The 21,338-nt window shown below is 43.0% G+C and carries 17 protein-coding genes; 4 read left to right on the top strand and 13 right to left on the bottom strand.

Annotation, left to right across the window (positions count from 1 at the left end; all coding sequences use genetic code 11):
- Positions 1 to 188: 188 nt before the first annotated feature.
- The 10 genes from AC59IL_RS18545 to AC59IL_RS18500 all read right to left on the bottom strand — a co-directional run bounded on the left by AC59IL_RS18545 (position 189) and on the right by AC59IL_RS18500 (position 14,703).
- Positions 189 to 3,215: a TonB-dependent receptor gene (locus AC59IL_RS18545; RefSeq protein ID WP_496553673.1), complete on the bottom strand. Its 3,027-nt coding sequence runs from the start codon at positions 3,213 to 3,215 to the stop codon at positions 189 to 191.
- A gap of 626 nt (positions 3,216 to 3,841) precedes the next feature.
- Entirely contained in the window at positions 3,842 to 5,362 is a 1,521-nt protein-coding gene (locus AC59IL_RS18540; RefSeq protein ID WP_496553672.1) for a TSUP family transporter, read from the bottom strand.
- Positions 5,363 to 5,377: 15 nt separating this feature from the next.
- On the bottom strand, positions 5,378 to 7,054 hold the full coding sequence (gene cysI / locus AC59IL_RS18535) for an assimilatory sulfite reductase (NADPH) hemoprotein subunit (RefSeq protein WP_496553671.1): 1,677 nt from the start codon (positions 7,052 to 7,054) through the stop codon (positions 5,378 to 5,380).
- Between the two features lie 108 nt (positions 7,055 to 7,162).
- Positions 7,163 to 8,929: a diflavin oxidoreductase gene (locus tag AC59IL_RS18530; protein ID WP_496553670.1), complete on the bottom strand. Its 1,767-nt coding sequence runs from the start codon at positions 8,927 to 8,929 to the stop codon at positions 7,163 to 7,165.
- Positions 8,913 to 9,776 carry a uroporphyrinogen-III C-methyltransferase gene (cobA, locus tag AC59IL_RS18525; RefSeq protein ID WP_496553669.1) on the bottom strand — a complete coding sequence of 288 codons (864 nt, stop codon included), beginning with the start codon at positions 9,774 to 9,776 and terminating at the stop codon, positions 8,913 to 8,915. Before cobA ends, AC59IL_RS18530 begins: the two co-directional genes overlap by 17 nt.
- 12 nt (positions 9,777 to 9,788) lie before the next feature.
- Positions 9,789 to 10,703 (bottom strand): cysteine synthase A, encoded by a 915-nt coding sequence (gene cysK, locus AC59IL_RS18520; protein ID WP_496553668.1) that lies wholly within the window; start codon positions 10,701 to 10,703, stop codon positions 9,789 to 9,791.
- Positions 10,704 to 10,846: 143 nt separating this feature from the next.
- Entirely contained in the window at positions 10,847 to 11,677 is an 831-nt protein-coding gene (locus AC59IL_RS18515) for a serine O-acetyltransferase (RefSeq protein WP_496553667.1), read from the bottom strand.
- 52 nt (positions 11,678 to 11,729) lie between these two features.
- Positions 11,730 to 12,968: a sulfate adenylyltransferase subunit 1 gene (locus tag AC59IL_RS18510; RefSeq protein ID WP_496553666.1), complete on the bottom strand. Its 1,239-nt coding sequence runs from the start codon at positions 12,966 to 12,968 to the stop codon at positions 11,730 to 11,732.
- 80 nt (positions 12,969 to 13,048) lie between these two features.
- On the bottom strand, positions 13,049 to 13,957 hold the full coding sequence (gene cysD / locus AC59IL_RS18505; RefSeq protein WP_496553665.1) for a sulfate adenylyltransferase subunit CysD: 909 nt from the start codon (positions 13,955 to 13,957) through the stop codon (positions 13,049 to 13,051).
- A gap of 29 nt (positions 13,958 to 13,986) precedes the next feature.
- A complete protein-coding gene (locus AC59IL_RS18500; protein WP_496553664.1) occupies positions 13,987 to 14,703 on the bottom strand; it encodes a phosphoadenylyl-sulfate reductase in 717 nt (238 codons plus the stop codon).
- A gap of 589 nt (positions 14,704 to 15,292) precedes the next feature.
- Here AC59IL_RS18500 and AC59IL_RS18495 point away from each other — a divergent pair.
- The 4 genes from AC59IL_RS18495 (at position 15,293) to AC59IL_RS18480 (ending at position 18,465) form a co-directional block, all read left to right on the top strand.
- A complete protein-coding gene (locus AC59IL_RS18495; protein WP_496553663.1) occupies positions 15,293 to 15,988 on the top strand; it encodes a ClpP family protease in 696 nt (231 codons plus the stop codon).
- Between the two features lie 145 nt (positions 15,989 to 16,133).
- A complete protein-coding gene (locus AC59IL_RS18490) occupies positions 16,134 to 16,775 on the top strand; it encodes a ClpP family protease (protein ID WP_496553662.1) in 642 nt (213 codons plus the stop codon).
- Between the two features lie 122 nt (positions 16,776 to 16,897).
- Positions 16,898 to 18,136 carry an ATP-dependent Clp protease ATP-binding subunit ClpX gene (gene clpX, locus AC59IL_RS18485; RefSeq protein WP_496553661.1) on the top strand — a complete coding sequence of 413 codons (1,239 nt, stop codon included), beginning with the start codon at positions 16,898 to 16,900 and terminating at the stop codon, positions 18,134 to 18,136.
- 152 nt (positions 18,137 to 18,288) lie between these two features.
- On the top strand, positions 18,289 to 18,465 hold the full coding sequence (locus tag AC59IL_RS18480; protein WP_496553660.1) for a hypothetical protein: 177 nt from the start codon (positions 18,289 to 18,291) through the stop codon (positions 18,463 to 18,465).
- Positions 18,466 to 18,479: 14 nt separating this feature from the next.
- Here AC59IL_RS18480 and AC59IL_RS18475 read toward each other — a convergent pair whose 3' ends face one another.
- The 3 genes from AC59IL_RS18475 to AC59IL_RS18465 form a co-directional block, all read right to left on the bottom strand.
- Entirely contained in the window at positions 18,480 to 18,959 is a 480-nt protein-coding gene (locus AC59IL_RS18475) for a c-type cytochrome (protein WP_496553659.1), read from the bottom strand.
- 165 nt (positions 18,960 to 19,124) lie between these two features.
- A complete protein-coding gene (locus tag AC59IL_RS18470) occupies positions 19,125 to 20,267 on the bottom strand; it encodes an acyl-CoA dehydrogenase (RefSeq protein ID WP_496553658.1) in 1,143 nt (380 codons plus the stop codon).
- A gap of 98 nt (positions 20,268 to 20,365) precedes the next feature.
- Positions 20,366 to 21,295, bottom strand: coding sequence for a ComEA family DNA-binding protein (locus tag AC59IL_RS18465; RefSeq protein ID WP_496553657.1), 930 nt, complete (start codon positions 21,293 to 21,295; stop codon positions 20,366 to 20,368).
- Between the last annotated feature and the right edge of the window lie 43 nt (positions 21,296 to 21,338).

Below are 21,338 nucleotides of genomic sequence, written 5' to 3'. Positions count from 1 at the left end.
TTACTCATAACAAATCAGGACTACATCGGTTGACGTAGTCCTGCAAAAGTACCGTACCTTCTTTATTTCACATGCGACAATTGTTTTGAGTCAAAAATTTTAAAAAACTTCTAAATTCCGGAAGGGTTTGCACAAAGCGTATGAATAATATTTAAAAGGGTGTGTTTGAACCCGACAGGTTATTTATATTATTTCAGCAATCCATCAATGGTAAAGGCCGCATAATACAAGCCACCCAGCGTAGGACCGCCCGCATATTGAATATAGCGGTGATTGAACACATTGGCGCCCCCCACTTTGATGCTTGCTTTAATCTCAGGTATGCGATAAGTAACCTGGGCATCGATGGTATTATAAGCCGAAACGCCTCCGGTAACCAACGGGCTTTCCCAAAGGAACGCATCCTGCCACTTCCACACCACATTAAAACCAATGTTCTTAAATATTTCACGATTGCCGAACGACAGATTGGTGCTCCATTTTGGAGTATTGAATCCTGTTACGAATATATCATCGGTATGGTTCGACTTCATTTGGTTGAAATTCACATTACCCCCAATGGTATATTTTTTAAAGAAGTTCCAGGTTACGCCCAATGCCGATCCGTAATTGTAATAGGTATTTTTAGCATTGGTATACACGCGGTAACGGTCCTGCCCCTTGCTGGCCGAATTACCACCGCTGGCCGTTGTAGCATCGCGGTTGCGATCGAGCATGGCAATAACAGCGGCATCAGAACCAACTGTTTCGCCTTTGGGTACATATACCTGCACCTGGCCCAGAAAACCATTGTACTTATTCGTATAGGCATCGATGTCAACGATCAGTGTGTTGCCCAACAAAACACTCTTATATCCAACTTCATATGAGGTGATCTGTTCGGGGCGTGCTTTTGGCAAATTGGCCCAAACCAGTAAGTCTCTGTTGGCCAGCGCCGCTGCATCGGTATTACCGGCTGCGGCCACAGCTGCGTTAAAATTTATCACCGATGCCTGCGTGTAACTGTTTTCGAGATAGCCTAAGCCTTCGTTTATGTACGATAAACTACCAACCCGTTTTACACGGCCGTTATTTACGTACGACAATGCTTCGAACAAAGCGGGGAAACGGTATCCCTGCTGATAGGTAATCCTGAAGTTGTGTCTTTGTTTAAAAGTATATACGGCAGCGAGGCGTGGAGTAAGTTTGGGATCAAACTCAGGGTTATAATCGTACCGCAGCGAACCAAACAGTTTCAGCTTTTCGTTGAAGAAGGTTTTAGTAATCTGCGTAAACCCACCAAATTTTTTGTAATACACATTGCTGCCGAAATTACTCGAATCGGGCACTTTGCCATCAACCATTACCGGTTTGTTTCTTTCGTCGATGGGGCGGCTGAAATCAACGAAGTTATTTCCATCGGGAATTACTTCATAAATACGGGCATCGGCACCAACCAGCAGGTCGAAAACTTTCACATACTTCGACAGGTCCCACTGTGCTTCGGTATGGTACATGCGGCTTCTTTGAATCAGCGCGGCGCCACCGGTTACAGGAGCATCGGGAATGGTGCTTGATTTTATATCCCAGTTATTGATTTTGATAATAGTGTTCTTTAATGCATCGAACTCAGGTGTTCCCGGCTCAACACGGCCTGCATCGGCCTGCTGGCGGGCATATTTTGTTGCATCGGCCAGGTTGGCAGATGTTAAACCACCATTATTGGTTCCATATTGATTCAATGCATTTTTGTATTTGGTAGCCCACGCAGTGCTCGATCCGCCACTGTACAGATCCATATTATCGGCCAGCGGTTTTACGTTATACGAATCACCGGTGTTTTCGATCGATACATAGCTGCGAATTACATAATTGCTTCCTTTCAATTCAAGGTGATGGTTTTGCACCCGCACATTATCCAAACGGATTTTGTTACCACGTTGAAAAACACCATCCATTTTTCCAAAGCGATATGAGTATGATAATTCAGCATTTTCATTGATGCGGTAATTCAGTGACGCATCAAATTTCAGGTTGCTTACTTTGGGGCTTACCAGGTCGGTTTCCCAATAACCGGTTCTTACAACACGTAATGTTTGATTTGTTTTGCCATCAATGGTAAGTCCGCTGATAGATGAAGTATTGCTACCTGCCAGCGCATCGTCGCCATATTTATTCCATCCGTCGAAGGCTACATTGTTATCGCCATTCAATGAAGGGAAGTTGGGGTTGGCGCTTTTAAGGTTGTTGGGGTTTTGATCGAGCCTGGTATTTGAACGCCAGTCGATGCCTTGCATATACCCTACGTTTACTTTAAAAGCAAACTTATTTTTAAATGCTTTGGCGTAACGAATAGCTCCTTCATGTAACAGCGCAGGCGCATGATCGATATTATCAACATGATTCACACCTGCTTTGTAATAAAGACTAAGGCCCTGGCTATTAAATGGATTTTTGGTAAGCAGGTTGGCCATACCGTTAATGGCGTTCATGCCATATAAAGCCGAAGCGGCGCCGGGCGTTATTTCCACGCTTTGAATGTCGAGCTCAGTAGGGCCGATGGCATTTCCGAGAGGCACACCCAGTGTAGCTGCCTGCATATCTACCCCATCGACCAGCTGCATAAAGCGAAAGTTATTGGGAATATTAAAACCTCTTGTATTAGGCACTTTAAATGTAAGGCTCGATGTGGTCATTTGCACGCCTTTTACGTTTTCGAGTGCATCATAAAAATTAGGAGCAGGTGTTTCACGAATAGCACGAATATCGAGCTTTTCGATAGCCACCGGCGATTTCAGGATATTTTCGGGTACGCGTGAAGCGGTTACCACCACTTCATTTCCCAATACGGTTTGTGTAACCATGGCCACCTGTAATTTTGAGCCAAGGCTTTTTACTTCCAGTTCCTGTGGTTTAAACCCTATCGATGAAAATACCAGCGTAAATGGAAGTTTTTGTTTTGTTTTGAGCACAAAGCTGCCCGTTTTATCTGTAATGGTACCGGTTACCGATCCTTTAATTTGCACACTTACATCGGGCAGGGGTTCATTTTTTTCGTTATTTACTACCTGGCCAGATATTTCAATAAGCGCAACAGTTTGCGAAAAAACAGCATTACATACACAGAGTGCCATAAGCACTAATACACTATACTTCAGGTTTCCCAAACTGTTAATAAAGTTACCATACAAGGTTTTGGTCTTTAGCATCCGGCCAGATGGAATTGCTGTTTTCATGTTCATTGATTTATAATATTAAGTCTATTAAATTAATAGACTAAAAGTTTATAATAATTCCCGGTGTTATAAAAGTACCGGGTGGGTAATGAGCAATTTCAATAAGTCTACTATATTACTATACTAAAAGGGCGTAGTTTTACGACTGCGTTTGCGAAACACCTCCTATTTCATTCAGAACCGGAACCTCATGCTACACTGTCTGCTGCGCCTTCGATTATGTTTACGACTGCCTTTCGACTACGCTTAGGACCTAGGCCTCGTTATACACTGCTGCTGCGCATTCGATCGCCCTTCGACTACGCTCAGGGCTTGGGGAGGCATCCCTCCAATTCGTTCACATTCCCCTTCGACTTCGCTCAGGATCGGTTGCGGCCCCCTTCAACACTCGCGGCCACCCCTTCGACTACCCTCAGGGGCTGTGACAGGCATCCTTCGACTTCGCTCAGGATCGGTTGCGGCCCCCCTCAACACTCGCGGCCTTCCCCTTCGACTACGCTCAGGGGCTGTGGCAGACATCCTTCGACTTCGCTCAGGGCTAACCGGCCGCGAAAGTAGTCCATTATTTTAATAGACTAAAAATATATTTTAAAGTCCTGATGCTTTTTAGCACTCAGGACTGGTAACTAAAAGATCTTAATAATAATCTTAATACTCCAGAATATTACCAGCAACCCTAAGAGAATGAATGCCGTTTTTCTGGGAAGTTTGCCGGCTAACCGGGCTGCTATAGGCGCAGCTATTACACCACCTACAATCAAAGCCAAAATAGTTTGCCAGTGGCTAATACCTATTAATCCAAAAAATGTAAATGCACTTGCAAGCGTTACAAAAAACTCTGTCAAACTTACTGTACCCACTGCAAACCGGTGACTTCTGCCTTTATTAATTAAAGTACTTGTTACAATAGGTCCCCAGCCACCTCCGCCAAAAGAATCAAAAAAACCACCAACAGCTGCCAGTATACTATAGTGTTTGAATTTTTTTGCGGGCTTTGTTTCTTTGAATGCATTCATAATAAACTTAATACCCAGCAACAGCGTATAACCTGCAATAACAGGACGAATATATATGCCATACTTTTCGCCCAAAAAAACCAGCAGTACTGCGCCACCTATGGCACCTATAACACCGGGAATGAGTAACGCCTTAAACAATTTCTTATTTACATTACCGAATTTATAGTGGCTGTACCCTGAAGCACCGCTGGCAAACATTTCTGCCGTATGGATACTTCCGCTGATTGCAGCAGGGTTAATACCAGACGATAACAAAATGGTGGCACTGGTTACCCCGTACCCCATTCCCAACGCGCCATCTACCAACTGTGCCACAAAACCGGCCAACACCATTATAGGAAATTGCTTATCGAGGCTATGATAAAAAGATATTGTTCCATCCGTTAGTTTTTCCCAGGGCACATATGAAAAAATAAAGTGACCTAACAGCATCACAGCAAAAACCAATAAAGAATACGTGGCAATTTTGCGCCAGCGTCTTTCTCTTTCCACATTATCTTTTTCTATCAGTATGCGGGTAATTTCGTTCAGCCGTTTTACTTTATATTCAAAATTGCCATTGAGTTTATTGCGAACTGCATGCAGGTTATTGATCATGTCATCCAGCTCGGCGGGCAAAGCATGGTTCAATACTTCTTTAATGCGTTTGGCAGCAGTAGGCGATTTACCATTTGTTGAAATGGCTATTTTAAGATTGCCCTTTTGTACAATAGAACTTAAATAAAAATCACACTGCTCGGGTGTATCGGCCACATTTACCAGTATCTTTCTTTCCTTGGCAGCATCCCGAACGGCCAGGCTGATTTCCGGGTCGTTCACTGCTATTATAGCCAGGTCTTTATTATCAAGATCAGATAAGGTAAAAGGTCTTTCATGCAACACCACATTAGTATGATGTTTTGCCAGCTTGCGCACTTCGTCGGATAAATTGATGGCAACAACAGTAACTGGTGCGGCCGGTGAATTAGCCAGCAGGGCCGATAATTTTTCAGCGCCTACTTTGCCCCCACCTACCAATAATACTTTTAGATCTTCCAGTTTTAAGAAAACAGGAAATAAAAGATTTTGGCTTTGCCCTTCAGCAGATCCATTTGTATGCTTCACCAATGTTTGTTGTTCTGTTGACATAATTACCAACCTTTTTTATAACGTTACCAGTTTTTCACGAACCACATAATCGCCAAAGGTTTCACCGGATTTTCTGTTCTTACTATATTTTTCAAACAGCGAATCCAGCTCCTGTAATATAGCGGCCTCGTCGAGACTGTCTTTATATTTTTTATTTAAGCGGTATCCTTCACGGTCGCCCCCCAAATGCAGATTATAACGCCCATACGCAGTTCCTACAAATCCGATCTCAGCTACATACGACCGGCCGCATCCGTTAGGGCACCCTGTCATACGAAGCGAAATTTCATCATCCTGCAAACCATGCTTTTCCAGTATCGGCTCTAATTTGGTGATGAACGTTGGCAGGTAGCGCTGTGCTTCGGCCAATGCCAGCGGACAAGTATTGAAAGACACACAGGCAATGGATGTACGTCTTACTGCACCGGCATTTTCGGTATGTGCAATGACACCAAAATCCTGCAATATTTTTTCAACCGCTTTTTTATCTTTCGGCGCTATATCGCCCACGATCAAATTCTGGTTACAGGTAAATCTGAAATTCGCTTTACCGGTTTTAGCCACTTCAAGCAGAGCCGTTTTCAATGCAATTTTTTCATCGTCGAGCACGCGGCCATTTTCAACAAACACAGTAAAATACCATTTGCCTTCGTGATTCTTGCTCCAGCCGAAATCGTCCTGCCTTCTGGTAAAAGTATATGGCTTTGGTGCTTCCAGTGCAAAACCGCAACGTTTTTCAAGCTCCTGTTTAAAGGCTTCAACGCCCATTTTGTCGATGGTATATTTCAGGCGCGATAATTTGCGGTCGCTGCGGTTACCAAAATCACGTTGAATGGTAATGATTTCCAATACCGCTTTTAGTGTTTTTTCTTCACCGGGTATAAAGCCGAGCATGGTACCCAACCGCGGATAGGTTTGCGCATTTCCATGCGTGGTACCCAAACCACCACCGGCAGCAATATTAAATCCTTTCAACTTGTTATTTTCGATAATTGCAATCAGCCCAACATCATTCGCAAATACGTCTACATCGTTATTCGGCGGAATAGCAATAGCCACTTTGAACTTACGGGGCAGATAACGGTCCTGGTATAATGGATCTTCTTCCTCTTTTTTATCGAGCAGTGGTTTTTCATCGAGCCATATTTCATAATACGCTCTCGATTTGGGCAAACCCAACTGACTTATTTTATCGGCATATGAAAATACTTCTTCATGAATGGCCGAAAATTTGGGATGGGCGCCGCAAATCACATTACGGTTTACATCGCCGCAGGCCGAAATTGAATCGAGATGAATGGTATTAAAAGCCTTGATCGTTGGCTTTACATGCGATTTAAGAATGCCATGCAACTGAATCGTTTGCCGGGTAGTGATTTTAATAACACCTGTAGCATGCTCGCCGGCAATATTATGCAGGCCAACCCATTGATCAGGCGTCATAAACCCGCCGGGTAAACGCAAACGGATCATGTATGAATACAACCATTCCAGTTTTTTGGCGCTACGTTCTTCACGACGATCACGATCATCCTGCTGATACATACCGTGAAATTTAACCAGCGACTGGTCGTCTTCACGTAAAGCGCCTGTTAACTCATCGTGCAGGCTTTCTTTTAATGTACCCCGCAGGCCATCACTGGCCAGTTTTATTTTTTCTACCGCAGATAAATTATTTTGATTCGTACTCATGATAACAAGTTACAAGGCTCAGGGAACAAGGCACAAGGCCTTAATGTCTGAGTCTCTAATTAAATTTTCAATGTTAAACTTTCAACGACCTACTTACCACTTACTACTTTAATACACATCCTTCAAAAATCTTCCTTCTTCTTTCAGGCTGTTCAAATATTCTATGGCTTGTGTAGTGGTTTTGTTGCCAAAACGTTCAATGATCTGCAAAATGGTATATTCCACATCAACGCTCATCGGTTCCTTTGCTCCACATATGTATACGTAAGCCCCATTTTGTAACCATTCGTAAAAGGCAGCACTATTTTCGAGCATTTTGTGCTGCACATATATTTTTGAAGCCTGATCACGCGAAAAAGCTGCATTTACTTTTGTAAGCACACCGGTTTGTACCCAGTTTTGTATTTCGGTCTGATACAGAAAATCGCTTGTAAAATGCTGATCGCCAAAAAATAACCAGTTACGGCCAGAAGCGCCCGTAGCATCACGTTCGGCCAAAAAGCTTCTGAAGGGTGCAACACCGGTACCGGGGCCAATCATAATAACATCTTTATCTTCGGCCGGCAACCTGAACTGGCTATTCTTATGAACGTAAAATTCAAACTGCGTATCTACCGGTAACTCAGCGAGGAAATTCGAGCACAAGCCATGTTTTACTTCGCCGTTTACTTTAAAATTGTCGCGGGCAACGGTAACATGTACTTCTCCGCTATGCGCCTGCAGCGATGAAGAGATCGAGTACAACCGTGGTGTGATGGGCTCAAGAATACCGATCACTTCCTGAAACTGTGCCGCATTACTTACAGGATATATTTTCAGCAGATCGAGCAAACTGATCTTTGTTTCAGGAATATCCTGCTTAACGATGGACGCGTATTGTTTTACCACGCGTTCGGGTAAATAAGCAATATTCAGTTTTTTCTTCAGCAGGTCGTATACCGTATGCGATTCATTACGGAAAGAAACCGTTTTTGATTTATCTATTCCGGTTAATTTAATAATTGAATCAACGGCTGCAGTTGCATTTTCAGGAACAATACCAATTGAATCGCCTGGCTGATACTCCAGCTCATCGGCCACTATTTCAATATGGTGTGTTTGTTTATTGGAATCTCTGTCGTTTAAGTTAACGTTGGTGATAATGCTACCGGAATATATTTTTTTGCCGGCGGGCTTTTTTGTTACCACAGCGCCTGAAACAGATGATACACCATTACTGCTGCCATTGCTGCTTAAAGAATGCAACACCTGCGAAAACCATCCTTCGGCATCGCCCTGGTAATCGGTATCGCATTTTTGCAACGATACAATACGCTGACCACCCAGTTTTTGCAACTGCTGATCAATATCTTCACCGGCCTTGCAAAATAAAGGATACGATGTATCGCCCAATGCCAGTACGCCAAACTTAAGCTGGCTCAGTTTAAAACCATTCTGATGAATATGGTCAAAGAATTTTTTGGCAGCGGCTGGTGGTTCACCTTCGCCCTGGGTACTGATGATGGTAAAGAAATATTCTTCTTTCGATAAATCGTTCAACCGGTATTGGTCAAGACTTACCACTTTGGCGTTGATGCCGCTTTTCTTGGCTTTGGCAGCCAGATCAGTAGCCAGTTTTTTTGAGTTACCGGATTCGGTTCCATAGGCTATGGTAATTTTCGAAACAGCCGGTTTGTCGGGCGTTGCAGCAACTGGCGCAGGTGCCGGAGTTGCGGCTAATGCCTGTGAGGCTTGCGAAGCGACCGAAGTGAGCGACGACACATCGTGGCAATTCATTAAAACACCGGCAAGGAATCCGTTCATCCAAACCAGTTCTTCTTTGGTAGAAGACCTTACTAAATCCTGTAATACTTTTAATTTATGCTCTGCTAACATGTTTATTTACGTTTTCCGCATTTTCAGAATCAGGTTTCGTAGTAATCAACCGGGCCAGTGGTTTAAAGTAATGTTCTGCACTGTTGCTGTTTTCGATCCATTTAAACTGCTCGTGCAAACTCACTACTTTTCCGATTATCACCAGCGAGGGAGAAACAAACTGCCGCCCCCGCAACTGTTCTTCGTATTTATAAATATTGGTTACATGCACATTTTGCAGAGGCGTGGTTGCCTGTTCAATAACGGCCAGTAATTTACCGGCATCGATATTGTTTTTAACCAGATTATCCACTACATGATCCAGGGTTTCGGACGACATATAAAACACCAGCGTATCGTTTGTTTGTGCCAGTTCTATCCAGTATGATTCACTAACTATATCCAGTTTATAGCTCGTCAAAAAACGTACGGCTGTAGTATATCCTCTTGCGGTTAAAGGAATACCGGCATAAGCTGCAGCGCCTAACGCTGCGGTTACACCGGGTACAATTTCATAAGGAATGTTATGTTGTACCAGCGTATGCAGTTCATCGAGTATGTTCGAGAACATCGATGCATCGCCCCCTTTTAACCTAACTACCAGTTTTCCCTGTACGGCATAATGCACCATCAGTTCATTGATGGTATATTGAGGCGTTGATGATCCGCGGCTGCATTGCTTGCCTACGTAAATAATTTCGGCATTGGCATTTACATATTGCCGCAACAATTCCTCACTTACCAGCCGGTCGGCCAGCACCACTTCGGCCTGCTGCAGATACCGCACGGTTTTAACCGTTACCAGTTCGGGATCACCGGGACCGGCAGCGGCCAAAATCACTTTGCCATATGGTTGGTTCGTTTGCATGTACCTGTTGAACTATTTATATAAACCATCAATTGATAAATAGCGCTCGCCGGTATCGTAATTGAATGTGAGCACGCGTGCACCTTTTGGAATTTCAGCCAGTTTTTTGGCTACAGCGGCCAATGAAGCACCGGTTGAAATGCCGGCAAGAATACCTTCTTCTTTAGCCAGCCTTTGCGCATAGCTGAAAGCTTCGTCTTTGCCTACCAGTATGGTTCCGTCTAACAATTTTGTATTTAAAATAGATGGAATAAAACCTGCACCAATACCCTGTAATGGGTGTGGCGAAGGGCTGCCACCGCTGATCACAGGCGATAATTCGGGTTCAACAGCAAACACTTTCAGGTTGGGAAATTTTTGTTTCAACACTTCAGCCACACCTGTAATATGTCCGCCGGTACCTACTCCTGTAATCAGGTAATCAAGTCCATCGGGAAAGCTGTTCAAAATTTCCTGGGCAGTGGTTTTACGGTGAACTTCAACATTCGCCGCATTATCAAACTGCTGGGGCATCCAGGCATTGGGCGTTTTTTCAACCAGTTCTTTGGCTTTTTCAATAGCGCCTTTCATGCCTTTTTCGCGGGGCGTTAATTCAAATGAAGCGCCATATAATTGCATCAACTGCCTTCTTTCAACGCTCATCGATTCGGGCATTACCAGAATCAGTTTGTATCCTTTTACGGCTGCTACCATGGCCAGGCCAATGCCTGTGTTGCCCGAAGTAGGCTCAATAATAACACTATCTTTATGCAGAATGCCTTTTTGCTCGGCATCTTCGATCATTGATAATGCAATACGGTCTTTAATACTGTTACCGGGGTTGTTACGCTCCAGTTTAATCCACACTTCATGACTATTGCCATATAAGCGATTAATACGCACGTGCGGTGTTTGGCCAATCGTTTGTAAAATGTTTGCGGCTCTCATTCTATCGTTGTTTTGGTTATCTGTTTTATTTATTGATTGTATATTCTTTTCTTCTGTAATCATAATGTTCTGTTCTTTTTTGTTTGAAGACATCCCGACTTCGCCCGATGTTTGATCAGCCCCTTCGACTACGCTCAGGATCATTAAATCACGAAGTTCAACGGCTCGGGAAAAGGATTTTTATCCCGCACCTTTACTTCGCTTTTATGATACACCACCGAGAATGAGGGCACACTGTATGTAAGCCAAACATTTCCGCCTATGATGCTGTCGCGACCAATAACCGTTTTACCGCCTAATATGGTAGCGCCCGAGTAAATCGTAACATTATCTTCAATCGTCGGGTGGCGTTTTACCGTAGCGTTGTCTTTCGAAACCTGTAAAGCGCCTAATGTTACACCCTGATAAATTTTTACATTATTGCCAATGACCGTGGTTTCGCCAATTACAATGCCGGTGCCATGATCAATGCAAAACGATTCGCCAATATGCGCGCCGGGATGAATATCAACACCGGTTTTGCTATGGGCATATTCAGTAAACAATCTTGGTAATATTTCAACACCCTGTATCCACAACTGGTGCGATAACCGGTAAATAGCCGTAGCATAAAAACCGGGATAGGCAACCAGCACTTCTTCAACCGAACGGGCGGCCGGGTCAAACGCCAGCAGCGCTTCGGCATCCTTCATGAGCTTTGCGTATAACGATGGTATGGCTGCAAAAAACTGTTCCGTCAGCTGCTCTGCCTTTTCTTCTTTATGCACCACATCATATACCAGGCTCGAAAAATGACTTTTTAATAACCCCAGCTCCTTTTCAAGATCAACAGCCTGCTGATATTCTTTATTTGGCAAAAACAAAAAACAAAACACTTGGTCAATGAACTGCTCGGCCAATTCCTTATCAGGAAAAGCGGTATATGCTTTTTTATGTTGTTCAAACAGTTGTTGTATAAATGCTTTCTCACTCATAATACTCAATTTTCAATGCTCAACGCTTAACGCAAAATGCTTAACGCTTACATCATTGAATCATGCAGGCGCCAACCGTAACATTACTGGTTTCGTCGATCAGTATCGCTCCTCCGTTTTCGCGTAATACCTTGTAAGAATCATACGGAACCGGTGAAGCGGTTTTTATTTTTACTTTAATTACATCGTTCAATGTTGCAGTGGTGGCTTCGTTTTTCTGCAGCGTATTTACATCCAGTTTATATTCAATTTCCTTTATCACGCTGCGCACCAGGCGGCTGTTTATCTGCAGCAGGTATTTATTACCGGGTATCAGCGGCTTGTTATCCATCCAGCACAATACCACATCCAGCTCCTGTGTAACTTTTGGCAGGTTATCGCTTTTAACAATAATATCGCCGCGGCTGATATCGATATCGTCTTCGAGATGCAGAATAGCGCTTTGCGGTGCAAATACTTCTTCTACTTCTTTTCCATTGTGCTCAATGGCTTTGATTTTACTGGTAAGGCCCGAAGGAAGCACTGTAATGGCATCGCCTGTACGGTAAATGCCGCTCACGAGCTTTCCGGCATATCCGCGATAATCGTGCAGTTCATCTGTTTGCGGACGAATAACATATTGCACCGGAAAGCGTGCATCGGTGAGGTTTATATCTTTCTCTACTTCTACTTTTTCGAGGAAATTCAACAAAGCGGGTCCTTCGTACCAGCTGAGCTTTTGCGACTTTTCAACAATGTTGTCGCCAAAAACGGCGCTGATAGGAATATAGGTAACATCTTTCAGATCGAGCGATTTGGCCACTTCGGCATAATCGATCACAATGTTGTTGTAAACATCCTGCGAGTAATCGACCAGGTCCATTTTGTTAATGGCAACCACAACGTGCGGAATGTTTAATAACGAAGTGATGATCGAGTGGCGGCGGGTTTGTTCAACCACACCATTGCGTGCATCGATTAAAATGATTGCCAGATCGGCAGTAGAGGCGCCGGTAACCATGTTGCGGGTATATTGTATATGACCCGGTGCATCGGCAATGATAAATTTGCGTTTGGGCGTAGAAAAATATTTATAGGCTACATCGATCGTAATGCCCTGCTCTCTTTCGGCACGTAATCCATCGGTAAGCAGCGCCAGATCAATTTCACCCAGATCTTTATTTTTACTTTGCTTTTCAATTGCTTCTAACTGATCGATCATTATACTTTTGCTATCGAATAATAACCGGCCGATCAATGTGCTTTTGCCATCATCAACACTACCTGCTGTTATAAACCGTAATAAATCCATCTGAACAATTTTGAGATTTTTGGATTTGGTGATTTTGGGATTTAAATCAAAACATCCCGAAATCGCTAAATCAGAAATTTTTAAAAGTAGCCGTTTTTCTTTCTGTCTTCCATCGCTGCTTCCGATACCTTATCATCGATACGGGTTTCGCCACGTTCGCTGGTTTTAGTAGCGGTTATTTCGCTAATGATATCATCGATACCCGAAGCAAGCGATTCAACTGCTGCAGTACAGGTCATATCGCCTACTGTACGATAACGCACTTTCTTTTTCAACACAGTATCTGTAGCGTCGAGTTTAATAAATTCGCTTACAGCTACCAGTTGTCCTTCATGATCAATTACATCGCGTTCGTGCGAAAAATAAATCGACGGCAGTGCAATTTTTTCGCGGCGGATATAATTCCATATATCCAGTTCCGTCCAGTTACTTATGGGGAACACGCGCACATTCTCGCCTTTATGAATTTTGCCATTATAAGTGTTCCATAATTCGGGGCGTTGCAGCTTGGGGTCCCACTGACCAAATTCATCACGCACCGAAAAGATGCGTTCTTTGGCTCTTGCCTTTTCTTCATCGCGACGGGCGCCACCTATGCAGGCATCGAACTTAAATTCTTCAATAGTATCGAGTAAAGTATAGGTTTGTAAAGCATTGCGGCTGGCAAATTTGCCTTTGGGCTCGGTTAAATGCTTTGCTTTAATGGTATCTTCTACGTTGCGCACGATTAATTTTTCACCAATCTCTTTTGCCAGGTCATCACGAAACTGCAATGCTTCGGGAAAGTTGTGTCCTGTATCGATATGCACTAACGGAAAAGGAAATTTACCGGGGCGAAAAGCTTTTAATGCCAGATGCACCAGTGTAATAGAATCTTTACCGCCAGAGAATAATAACGCAGGCCTTTCAAATTGTCCGGCTACTTCGCGAAAGATGTGAATAGCTTCCGACTCCAGATGATCCAAATAATCTAATCTATACTTACTCATATTTCTGTTTTCAGGAATTCTTTAAATAATTATTGATGAACATGCAAACCGCATTCTTTTTTCGATGCGTCTTCCCACCACCAGCGGCCGGCTCTGAAATCTTCACCGGGGCGAACAGCGCGGGTGCATGGTGCACAACCGATACTCACAAACCCTTTATCATGTAAAATGTTATAAGGCACATTATTGTCGTTGATATAATTCTTTACCTGTTCTGTGGTCCAGTGCAAAATGGGATTGTATTTAATAACCTGGTTGGTTTCGTCCCATTCCACTACACTCAGATTTTGCCGGTCGGGCGAATGTTCGGCGCGCAAACCTGTGATCCACACGGCATTTCCTGCCAATGCCCTTTTTAAAGGCTCAACCTTGCGAATAAAGCAACATTGCTTGCGGTTTTCGACCGATTCATAAAAAGCATTGGGACCTTTATCGGCAACAAATTCTTCGAGCAGGCGGTAGTCGGGGTAGTAAGCAGCAATGTGCGTGTTGTATTTTTCGTTGGTATTATTCCACACCGAATAGGTTTCGGCAAATAATCTTCCGGTATCTAAAGTAAAAATGTTTACCGGCAACTTATTGCTTAAAATTTCATGTGCTATTACCTGATCTTCATAACTAAAGCTGGTTGAAAAAGTAACCTGACCGGGAAACTGCTTTGTGAGTAATTCAATAAATTCCCTGATGTTTAGTCTATCCGATTGGTGGGTTAAATCTGACAAGTATGACTTTAGCGTTACACTCATATGTTTATTTCATTCATTCGTAAAAAACCTTGGAAGCAAAGAGGGCTGAAAAACTGCTGGCATTTGAGTATCAACAACAGCAACAACAACAACGCTTGTTGCAACAGTAGATGTACATGATTTCTATAGTGAAGGAATGAGACATAAATAAGTCTACTCAAATTGTAGAACAAAGATACTACAGAAAGATTGATATCAAAATATTTTTTCTACCGAACAGGTGGACTAACCCCGGGTTTAACAATTTCAACTACAAACGATTGTTAGTTCGTTTATTCACGCAGGCATCAACAAAATTGTGTTTTTATCTGTTGATAGCCTAAAAAATTATCCATGGCACACAAAACTTTTGAGCATCAATCACATGGGAGCTCCTTTTTGCCGATCGGCAATTTTTACATAGGAGTGCCTGTTAGACTGCCGCAAATGGTAAAAAAAGCCCCTTTCAGGGCCTATCGCCTGCCTGTATTGCAGCTTAAAAGGGCTTGTTTATGAGGATATTAGGCCAAAATGGCTGTTTTTTTATGTAGCACGGTATTTGGTTTCTCACAAAAACTTAAATTGCCAACTCAAATAACAGAAAAGTACTATGAATCTTGGAAAAGACTTTGAAAAATACGCGGTACACCACAGAGGTATTTCAAGCAATACCCTGTACAGTTACCAAAAACATCAGATTACGGACCTCACTCCCAATATTATTGAAGAACGTCCGATGAATATTGCTGTCATGGACGTTTACAGCCGTTTGATGATGGATCGAATTATCTTCATGGGCTACCCCATCAATGACGAAGTGGCAAACATTATTACCGCCCAGTTATTGTTCCTGGAAAGCACCGATCGTACGCGCGACATACAGATGTACATCAATTCACCCGGCGGTAATGTTTACTCGGGTTTGGGCGTGTACGACACCATGAATTATATCACTCCCGATGTAAGTACCATTTGCATAGGTATGGCTGCTTCTATGGCTGCTGTATTGTTATGCGCAGGTACAAAAGGAAAACGTACCGCTTTAAAGCACAGCCGGGTTATGATGCACCAACCCAGCGGCGCCATCGGCGGCCAGGCCAGTGATATCGAGATCACCGTAGCTGAGATCAAAAAAATTAAAAAGAACCTGTACGATGCTATTTCGGTTCATACCGGTAAAACAGTTAAACAGGTTGAAAAAGATTGCGACCGTGATTACTGGTTAACTTCAGAAGAGGCTAAGGAATACGGATTGGTAGATGAAGTGCTGCTGATCAATCCACGCAAAGAGAAGAAAGAAATTTAAACACTGATCCTTCGACAAAGCTCAGGGCGCTCAGGATCGAAGGGAGCATCCTTCGACTGCGCTCAGGATGTCGACTACGCAAAGGACGTTCAGTGCGGGCAGCCCTTGAACAATTCATTATATAGAACCTTCAAATAAAATTATCATGCAGATATATTCAAATCACTTGTTTCAGCCATTCAGAATGGATGATGAAGATGAACCAAAAGAAAACGGCAAAGAAGAAAAACCAGAGTTTGGGGTGTTGGCCAAGAAAATGGAAAAGTTCTTTTTTGAAAAAAGAACCGTGTACCTGTGGGGCGTTGTAGAAGATAAATCGGCAAAAGATATTGTAACCCGTTTGTTATTGTTAGATGCCGATAAACCCGGTGAAGAAATTAAATTTTTCATCAATAGTCCCGGTGGTGTTGTTACCAGTGGCATGGTTATTTATGATACTATGCGCATGTTAAAAAGTCCGGTTAGCACCGTGTGCATGGGACTGGCAGCATCTATGGGTTCAATTTTATTAAGCGCCGGCGCCAAAGGCAAACGCTATATCTTCCCTCATGGCGAAGTAATGATACATCAGCCCAGTCTCGGCGGATATATGCAGGGTGTAAGTGCCGATCTTGAAATTCAGGCAAAGCAAACCAAAAAGACCAAGGAAATGGGTGCCCGCATACTGGCCGAAAACTGTGGAAAGAAATTTGAGCAGATCATGAAAGATTTCGATCGCGACTACTGGATGGATGCAAAAGAAGCTGTTGAATACGGAATTGTAGATCAGGTAGTTGAAAAGTTATAAGTACAGGTAAACCATTAAAAGTCCCAAATTCCGTATAATAATATTTCAATTGAGGAGTTTGGGATTTTTAATTGGGATTTGGACTTTCATTTAGATACCTTTGTAAGCGATTTTATACAAACATGGCTAAAACTACATTACATTGTTCTTTTTGCGGACGCAGCCGCGATGAAGTAAAGATTCTAATAGCGGGGCAGGAAGGACATATTTGTGAAAATTGCGTTGAGCATGCGCGGGAGATTATCGAACAGGAGCTGATGATCCGTCATGAAAGCACACCGCCATCTACTTCTTTCAAGCTGAACGTTAAAAAACCCATTGAAGTCAAACGTTTTCTCGACGAATACGTAATTGGGCAGGACGAAGCTAAAAAAGTACTGGCCGTAGCCGTTTACAATCACTACAAACGCCTTCAGCAAAAACCAGGCGACAACGAAGTTGATATCGAAAAAAGCAATATCGTAATGGTGGGTGAAACCGGTACGGGAAAAACCCTGCTGGCCAAAACCATTGCCCGTTTGCTGAATGTGCCATTCGCTATAGTTGATGCCACCGTATTTACCGAAGCCGGTTACGTGGGCGAAGATGTTGAAAGCATTTTAACCCGTTTATTACAGGTTTGTAACTACGATGTTGCCGCTGCCGAAAGAGGCATCGTTTACATCGATGAAATTGATAAAATTGCCCGCAAAGGCGATAACCCTTCTATCACCCGCGATGTTAGCGGTGAAGGTGTTCAACAGGGTTTGCTGAAACTGCTCGAAGGCACCGACGTACTGGTTCCTCCGCAGGGCGGCCGTAAACACCCTGAGCAAAAACTGATAAAGATCAACACACAAAATATATTGTTCATTTGCGGTGGTGCATTCGATGGTATTGATAAAGTAATTGCCCGCCGGGTGAATACCAATGCCATTGGCTTTAATGTAAATAAAGAGTTGCAGGAGCATATGAAGAAAAATCTGCTGCAGTACATTAATGCCACCGACCTTAAATCATTTGGATTAATTCCTGAGTTACTCGGCCGTTTGCCTGTTGTAACCCATTTGAATCCGCTTGATAAAGCTACCCTTCGTTCCATTTTAACAGAACCCAAAAATGCGCTGATAAAACAATACCGCAAATTGTTTGAACTGGAAGGCATTCAACTGACTATGGATGAGGATGTATTGAACTTTATGGTTGATAAAGCAGTTGAATACAAACTGGGCGCACGCGGTTTACGCAGTATATGCGAAAGCATTTTAACCGACGCCATGTTTGAATTGCCTTCTTCAAAGCAAACCGTTTTCCATTTGAACCTGGAGTATGCTCAAAAGAATTTCGACAAGAGCAAGATGAGTTTGCTGAAAGTAGCATAACCTCCATGCCCCATCCCCTAAAGGAGTGCAGGGATGGTTTAACATTAAAATTTATCTGCCGGCAGGCAGGTTCGAAAAAAATAAAAAAACGTCAGGCCCGGTGCTGGCGTTTTTTATTCTACTAATCTCAATCACATAACTTCACAAAGTATATGCAGGAACTGATTAAACAACTGATGGCAGAAGGTTTAACAGAGCAACAGGCTTACAAGGCCATTGAAATCATAAAAAATTTTGCAAAAGATAAGTTCCCCATTTTCGGTGGCGCCATTGATAAACTGTTCGATAAGTATGGCCCGAAGGATGATGACGATGATATAATGCCGTAGTGTTGATAATTGCCTTAATGGGTACGTGCATCGGCAACAGGTAATTTTTTTAATGCGCTGGCTTGCCTGATATATTCAAGGATGGCCGTTATATCGTCATCACTGAGGTTAGGGAAGGTTGACATTCGAACATTGCCCAATTTAACAACCAGATCATTAAAATATTTATCGCCCGTTTTTAAAACTGCTGAGCTATTGCGTATCCAGGCATACAAAAGCTTTTTGTCGGGCACTCTTTCTTCAACACCAACCAAAGACGGACCTGTCAGATCTTTAAATAAGCTATGGCATGACGCGCAGTTATTTTGAAAAAGTTCTTTTCCTTTTTGATTTATCAATATAACCAATGTATTGGAAGAGGATGTATCAACAGAAACAGTTTGAGGAGCAGAATAAGATGGCATTGATATCAAAAATCGAATAAAAGCAATGCCTCCCACCAACACCATCATTAGTAAGAAGCCCTGCATAATATATCCGACCTCTTTGTTCATGATATAAATTTATTGCAAAAGCGTTCTTCTGCCTAAAATATACCCATAACCGATTTTCGCATTACATAAGTACTTAAATAATACCGGGGAATAATTAAAAGAAAAAGGCCCCGCCATTAAGCAGAGCCCCTGTCATGACAAGCAACCTTGAGCAGTATTCGTCACTTAAGCTCGTAACACCTCTCTGGCAATGACTATTTTTTGAATTTCAGATGTGCCTTCGCCAATGGTGCATAATTTACTATCGCGATAATATTTTTCAACCGGAAAATCTTTTGTATATCCGTATCCGCCGAATATTTGTACGGCATCGTTGGCTACTTTTACTGCTACTTCACTGGCATAATATTTTGCCATGGCCGCTTCCTTACTCATTGTTTGTCCGCGCATTTTTAAATCGCAGGCCTGTAAAGTCAGCAATTCAGCAGCGGCAATTTCGGTAGCCATATCGGCGAGCTTAAACGAAATGCCCTGAAAATTGGAAATCGGCTGATCGAACTGATAACGTTCTTTGGAATATTGTATCGATGCTTCGTATGCTCCCTTTGCAATGCCCAGTGCCAGTGCCGCAATCGAGATCCTTCCGCCATCAAGCACTTTCAGCGATTGCTTAAATCCATCGCCATATTCGCCCAAACGATTGGCATCGGGTATGCGGCAGTTATCGAAAATCATTTCAGTTGTTTCACTGGCACGCATGCCCAGCTTATTTTCTTTTTTACCTGCCCTGAAACCTTCTGTACCCCGTTCAACTACAAATGCAGTGGCATTGTTTTTAGCACGTGGTTCGCCCGTACGCGCAATTACAACCGCCACATCGGCGCTTTTGCCATGCGTGATCCAGCACTTGGTGCCGTTCAAAATCCAGTGATCGCCATCTTTTACGGCAGTAGTTTTCATATTGCCGGCATCGCTCCCTGTATTGGGTTCGGTTAACCCCCAGGCGCCCAGCCATTCGGCAGTAGCCAGCTTAGGCAGGTATTTTTTCTTTTGGGTTTCATTGGCAAAGTGCAGAATGTGACCTGTGCATAATGAATTGTGTGCAGCCAGGCTAAGTCCAATGGAACCACATACTTTGGCAACTTCCTGTATAACAGCAACATATTCAAAATACGACAAACCGGCGCCGCCATATTCTTCGGGCACCAGTACGCCCATTAATCCTAATTTACCCATCTCCTTAAATACATGAATTGGAAACTCCTGGGATTCGTCCCAGTCCATCACGTAAGGTTTAATATGCTGGTGAGCAAAATCACGAGTCGTTTGAGCAACCTGATCTGTTAGCTCAGAGGTCTGTAAATTCATAATAAAAAGTTCTGCAAGAATCGTTAAAGGTCACTGCAAGATAGGAGTTTTTTCGGAATACTAACAGACGTTAGTAAATATTTTGAAAACTTTTTCCTCTACTCCACTGTCACATATCCCACAATTTTCTGAAACAATTCCGGAGAAATCAGAACAATCTGTTGCAAATCGTTGGGCGAACGATAATTGCCATGTTGCTGCCTGAACTGAATGATGGCATTGGCTATATTCCATCTTATATATGGATGTTGTTTTAAGGTATTTGCATCGGCCGTATTTATATTTATTTTTCGAATGGCAATTGAAGAACACTGCAACCGGGGTCTGATCAATTGAAACGTTGAATCGGGCAATCCATAGGTTTCGCCCAGCTGCTCAACCGAATAAAAACCACCGAGCTTTTCGCGAAAACTTACAATACGGGTAGCCAGTTTGCTGCCAATACCGGGCAAGGCAATCAATGCCGTTGTATCGGCCATATTAATGTCAACTACCGGTGGCGGCGTCTTTACATACTTTTCATTTCTACCTTTGCTGTAATGAAAACGAGCTGCTGTATCCACCGCTATTTGTACATATGGCAGCAAACGCCCGTAATCCTCTTTTTTCAATCCATATATTTTCTGAAGGTCAACAGGTTTGCGAAACCGTCCGCCTCTGGCAATATAGTTTTGAATGGTGTGAATAGTGCGGTTGTTTACACCCAGTTCTTTCCAACCCGCTGCATTCACCGTATTGGGATCAAAACGGAAAAGGGTTACAGCCTGTTGATCATTTTCAGGCTTATAATGCACCTGCGTGTATTTATTACGTTGTTCACCATACGATTTTCGGCTGCTGTTCTGCTGTAGTTTTTCAAGCTGCAATTTTTGCGCATTGAAAGCATCGATCGTTGCCTGATCGGGCCCTTCAACAGGTGGGAAAAAGTAAGGGATGATTACTGCAATTCCTATCAGGGCTACCAGCATAAAAATACCGGTGCGTTCTTTTTTGGTAAAAGAGAAATAATCTTTCCAGTTGCTGTTCATAAAAAAGATTGAGCTACGTCAATTTTCTATTGGGTGCTACTGC

The sequence above is a fragment of the Niastella sp. sgz303648 genome, from assembly GCF_059587045.1.
Note: the sequence above shows the minus strand (reverse complement) of the source record. Positions and strands in the feature narration are given on the sequence as shown.

Coding starts and splice junctions, on each gene's coding strand:
- clpX (WP_496553661.1), top strand. CDS start 16,898: ATGGCTAAAACTACATTACATTGTTCTTTTTGCGGACGCAGCCGCGAT.
- AC59IL_RS18490 (WP_496553662.1), top strand. CDS start 16,134: ATGCAGATATATTCAAATCACTTGTTTCAGCCATTCAGAATGGATGAT.
- cysK (WP_496553668.1), bottom strand. CDS start 10,703: ATGAGAGCCGCAAACATTTTACAAACGATTGGCCAAACACCGCACGTG.
- AC59IL_RS18510 (WP_496553666.1), bottom strand. CDS start 12,968: ATGGATTTATTACGGTTTATAACAGCAGGTAGTGTTGATGATGGCAAA.
- AC59IL_RS18495 (WP_496553663.1), top strand. CDS start 15,293: ATGAATCTTGGAAAAGACTTTGAAAAATACGCGGTACACCACAGAGGT.
- cysD (WP_496553665.1), bottom strand. CDS start 13,957: ATGAGTAAGTATAGATTAGATTATTTGGATCATCTGGAGTCGGAAGCT.
- AC59IL_RS18530 (WP_496553670.1), bottom strand. CDS start 8,929: ATGTTAGCAGAGCATAAATTAAAAGTATTACAGGATTTAGTAAGGTCT.
- AC59IL_RS18470 (WP_496553658.1), bottom strand. CDS start 20,267: ATGAATTTACAGACCTCTGAGCTAACAGATCAGGTTGCTCAAACGACT.
- cysI (WP_496553671.1), bottom strand. CDS start 7,054: ATGAGTACGAATCAAAATAATTTATCTGCGGTAGAAAAAATAAAACTG.
- AC59IL_RS18515 (WP_496553667.1), bottom strand. CDS start 11,677: ATGAGTGAGAAAGCATTTATACAACAACTGTTTGAACAACATAAAAAA.
- cobA (WP_496553669.1), bottom strand. CDS start 9,776: ATGCAAACGAACCAACCATATGGCAAAGTGATTTTGGCCGCTGCCGGT.
- AC59IL_RS18500 (WP_496553664.1), bottom strand. CDS start 14,703: ATGAGTGTAACGCTAAAGTCATACTTGTCAGATTTAACCCACCAATCG.
- AC59IL_RS18475 (WP_496553659.1), bottom strand. CDS start 18,959: ATGAACAAAGAGGTCGGATATATTATGCAGGGCTTCTTACTAATGATG.
- AC59IL_RS18545 (WP_496553673.1), bottom strand. CDS start 3,215: ATGAAAACAGCAATTCCATCTGGCCGGATGCTAAAGACCAAAACCTTG.
- AC59IL_RS18480 (WP_496553660.1), top strand. CDS start 18,289: ATGCAGGAACTGATTAAACAACTGATGGCAGAAGGTTTAACAGAGCAA.
- AC59IL_RS18465 (WP_496553657.1), bottom strand. CDS start 21,295: ATGAACAGCAACTGGAAAGATTATTTCTCTTTTACCAAAAAAGAACGC.
- AC59IL_RS18540 (WP_496553672.1), bottom strand. CDS start 5,362: ATGTCAACAGAACAACAAACATTGGTGAAGCATACAAATGGATCTGCT.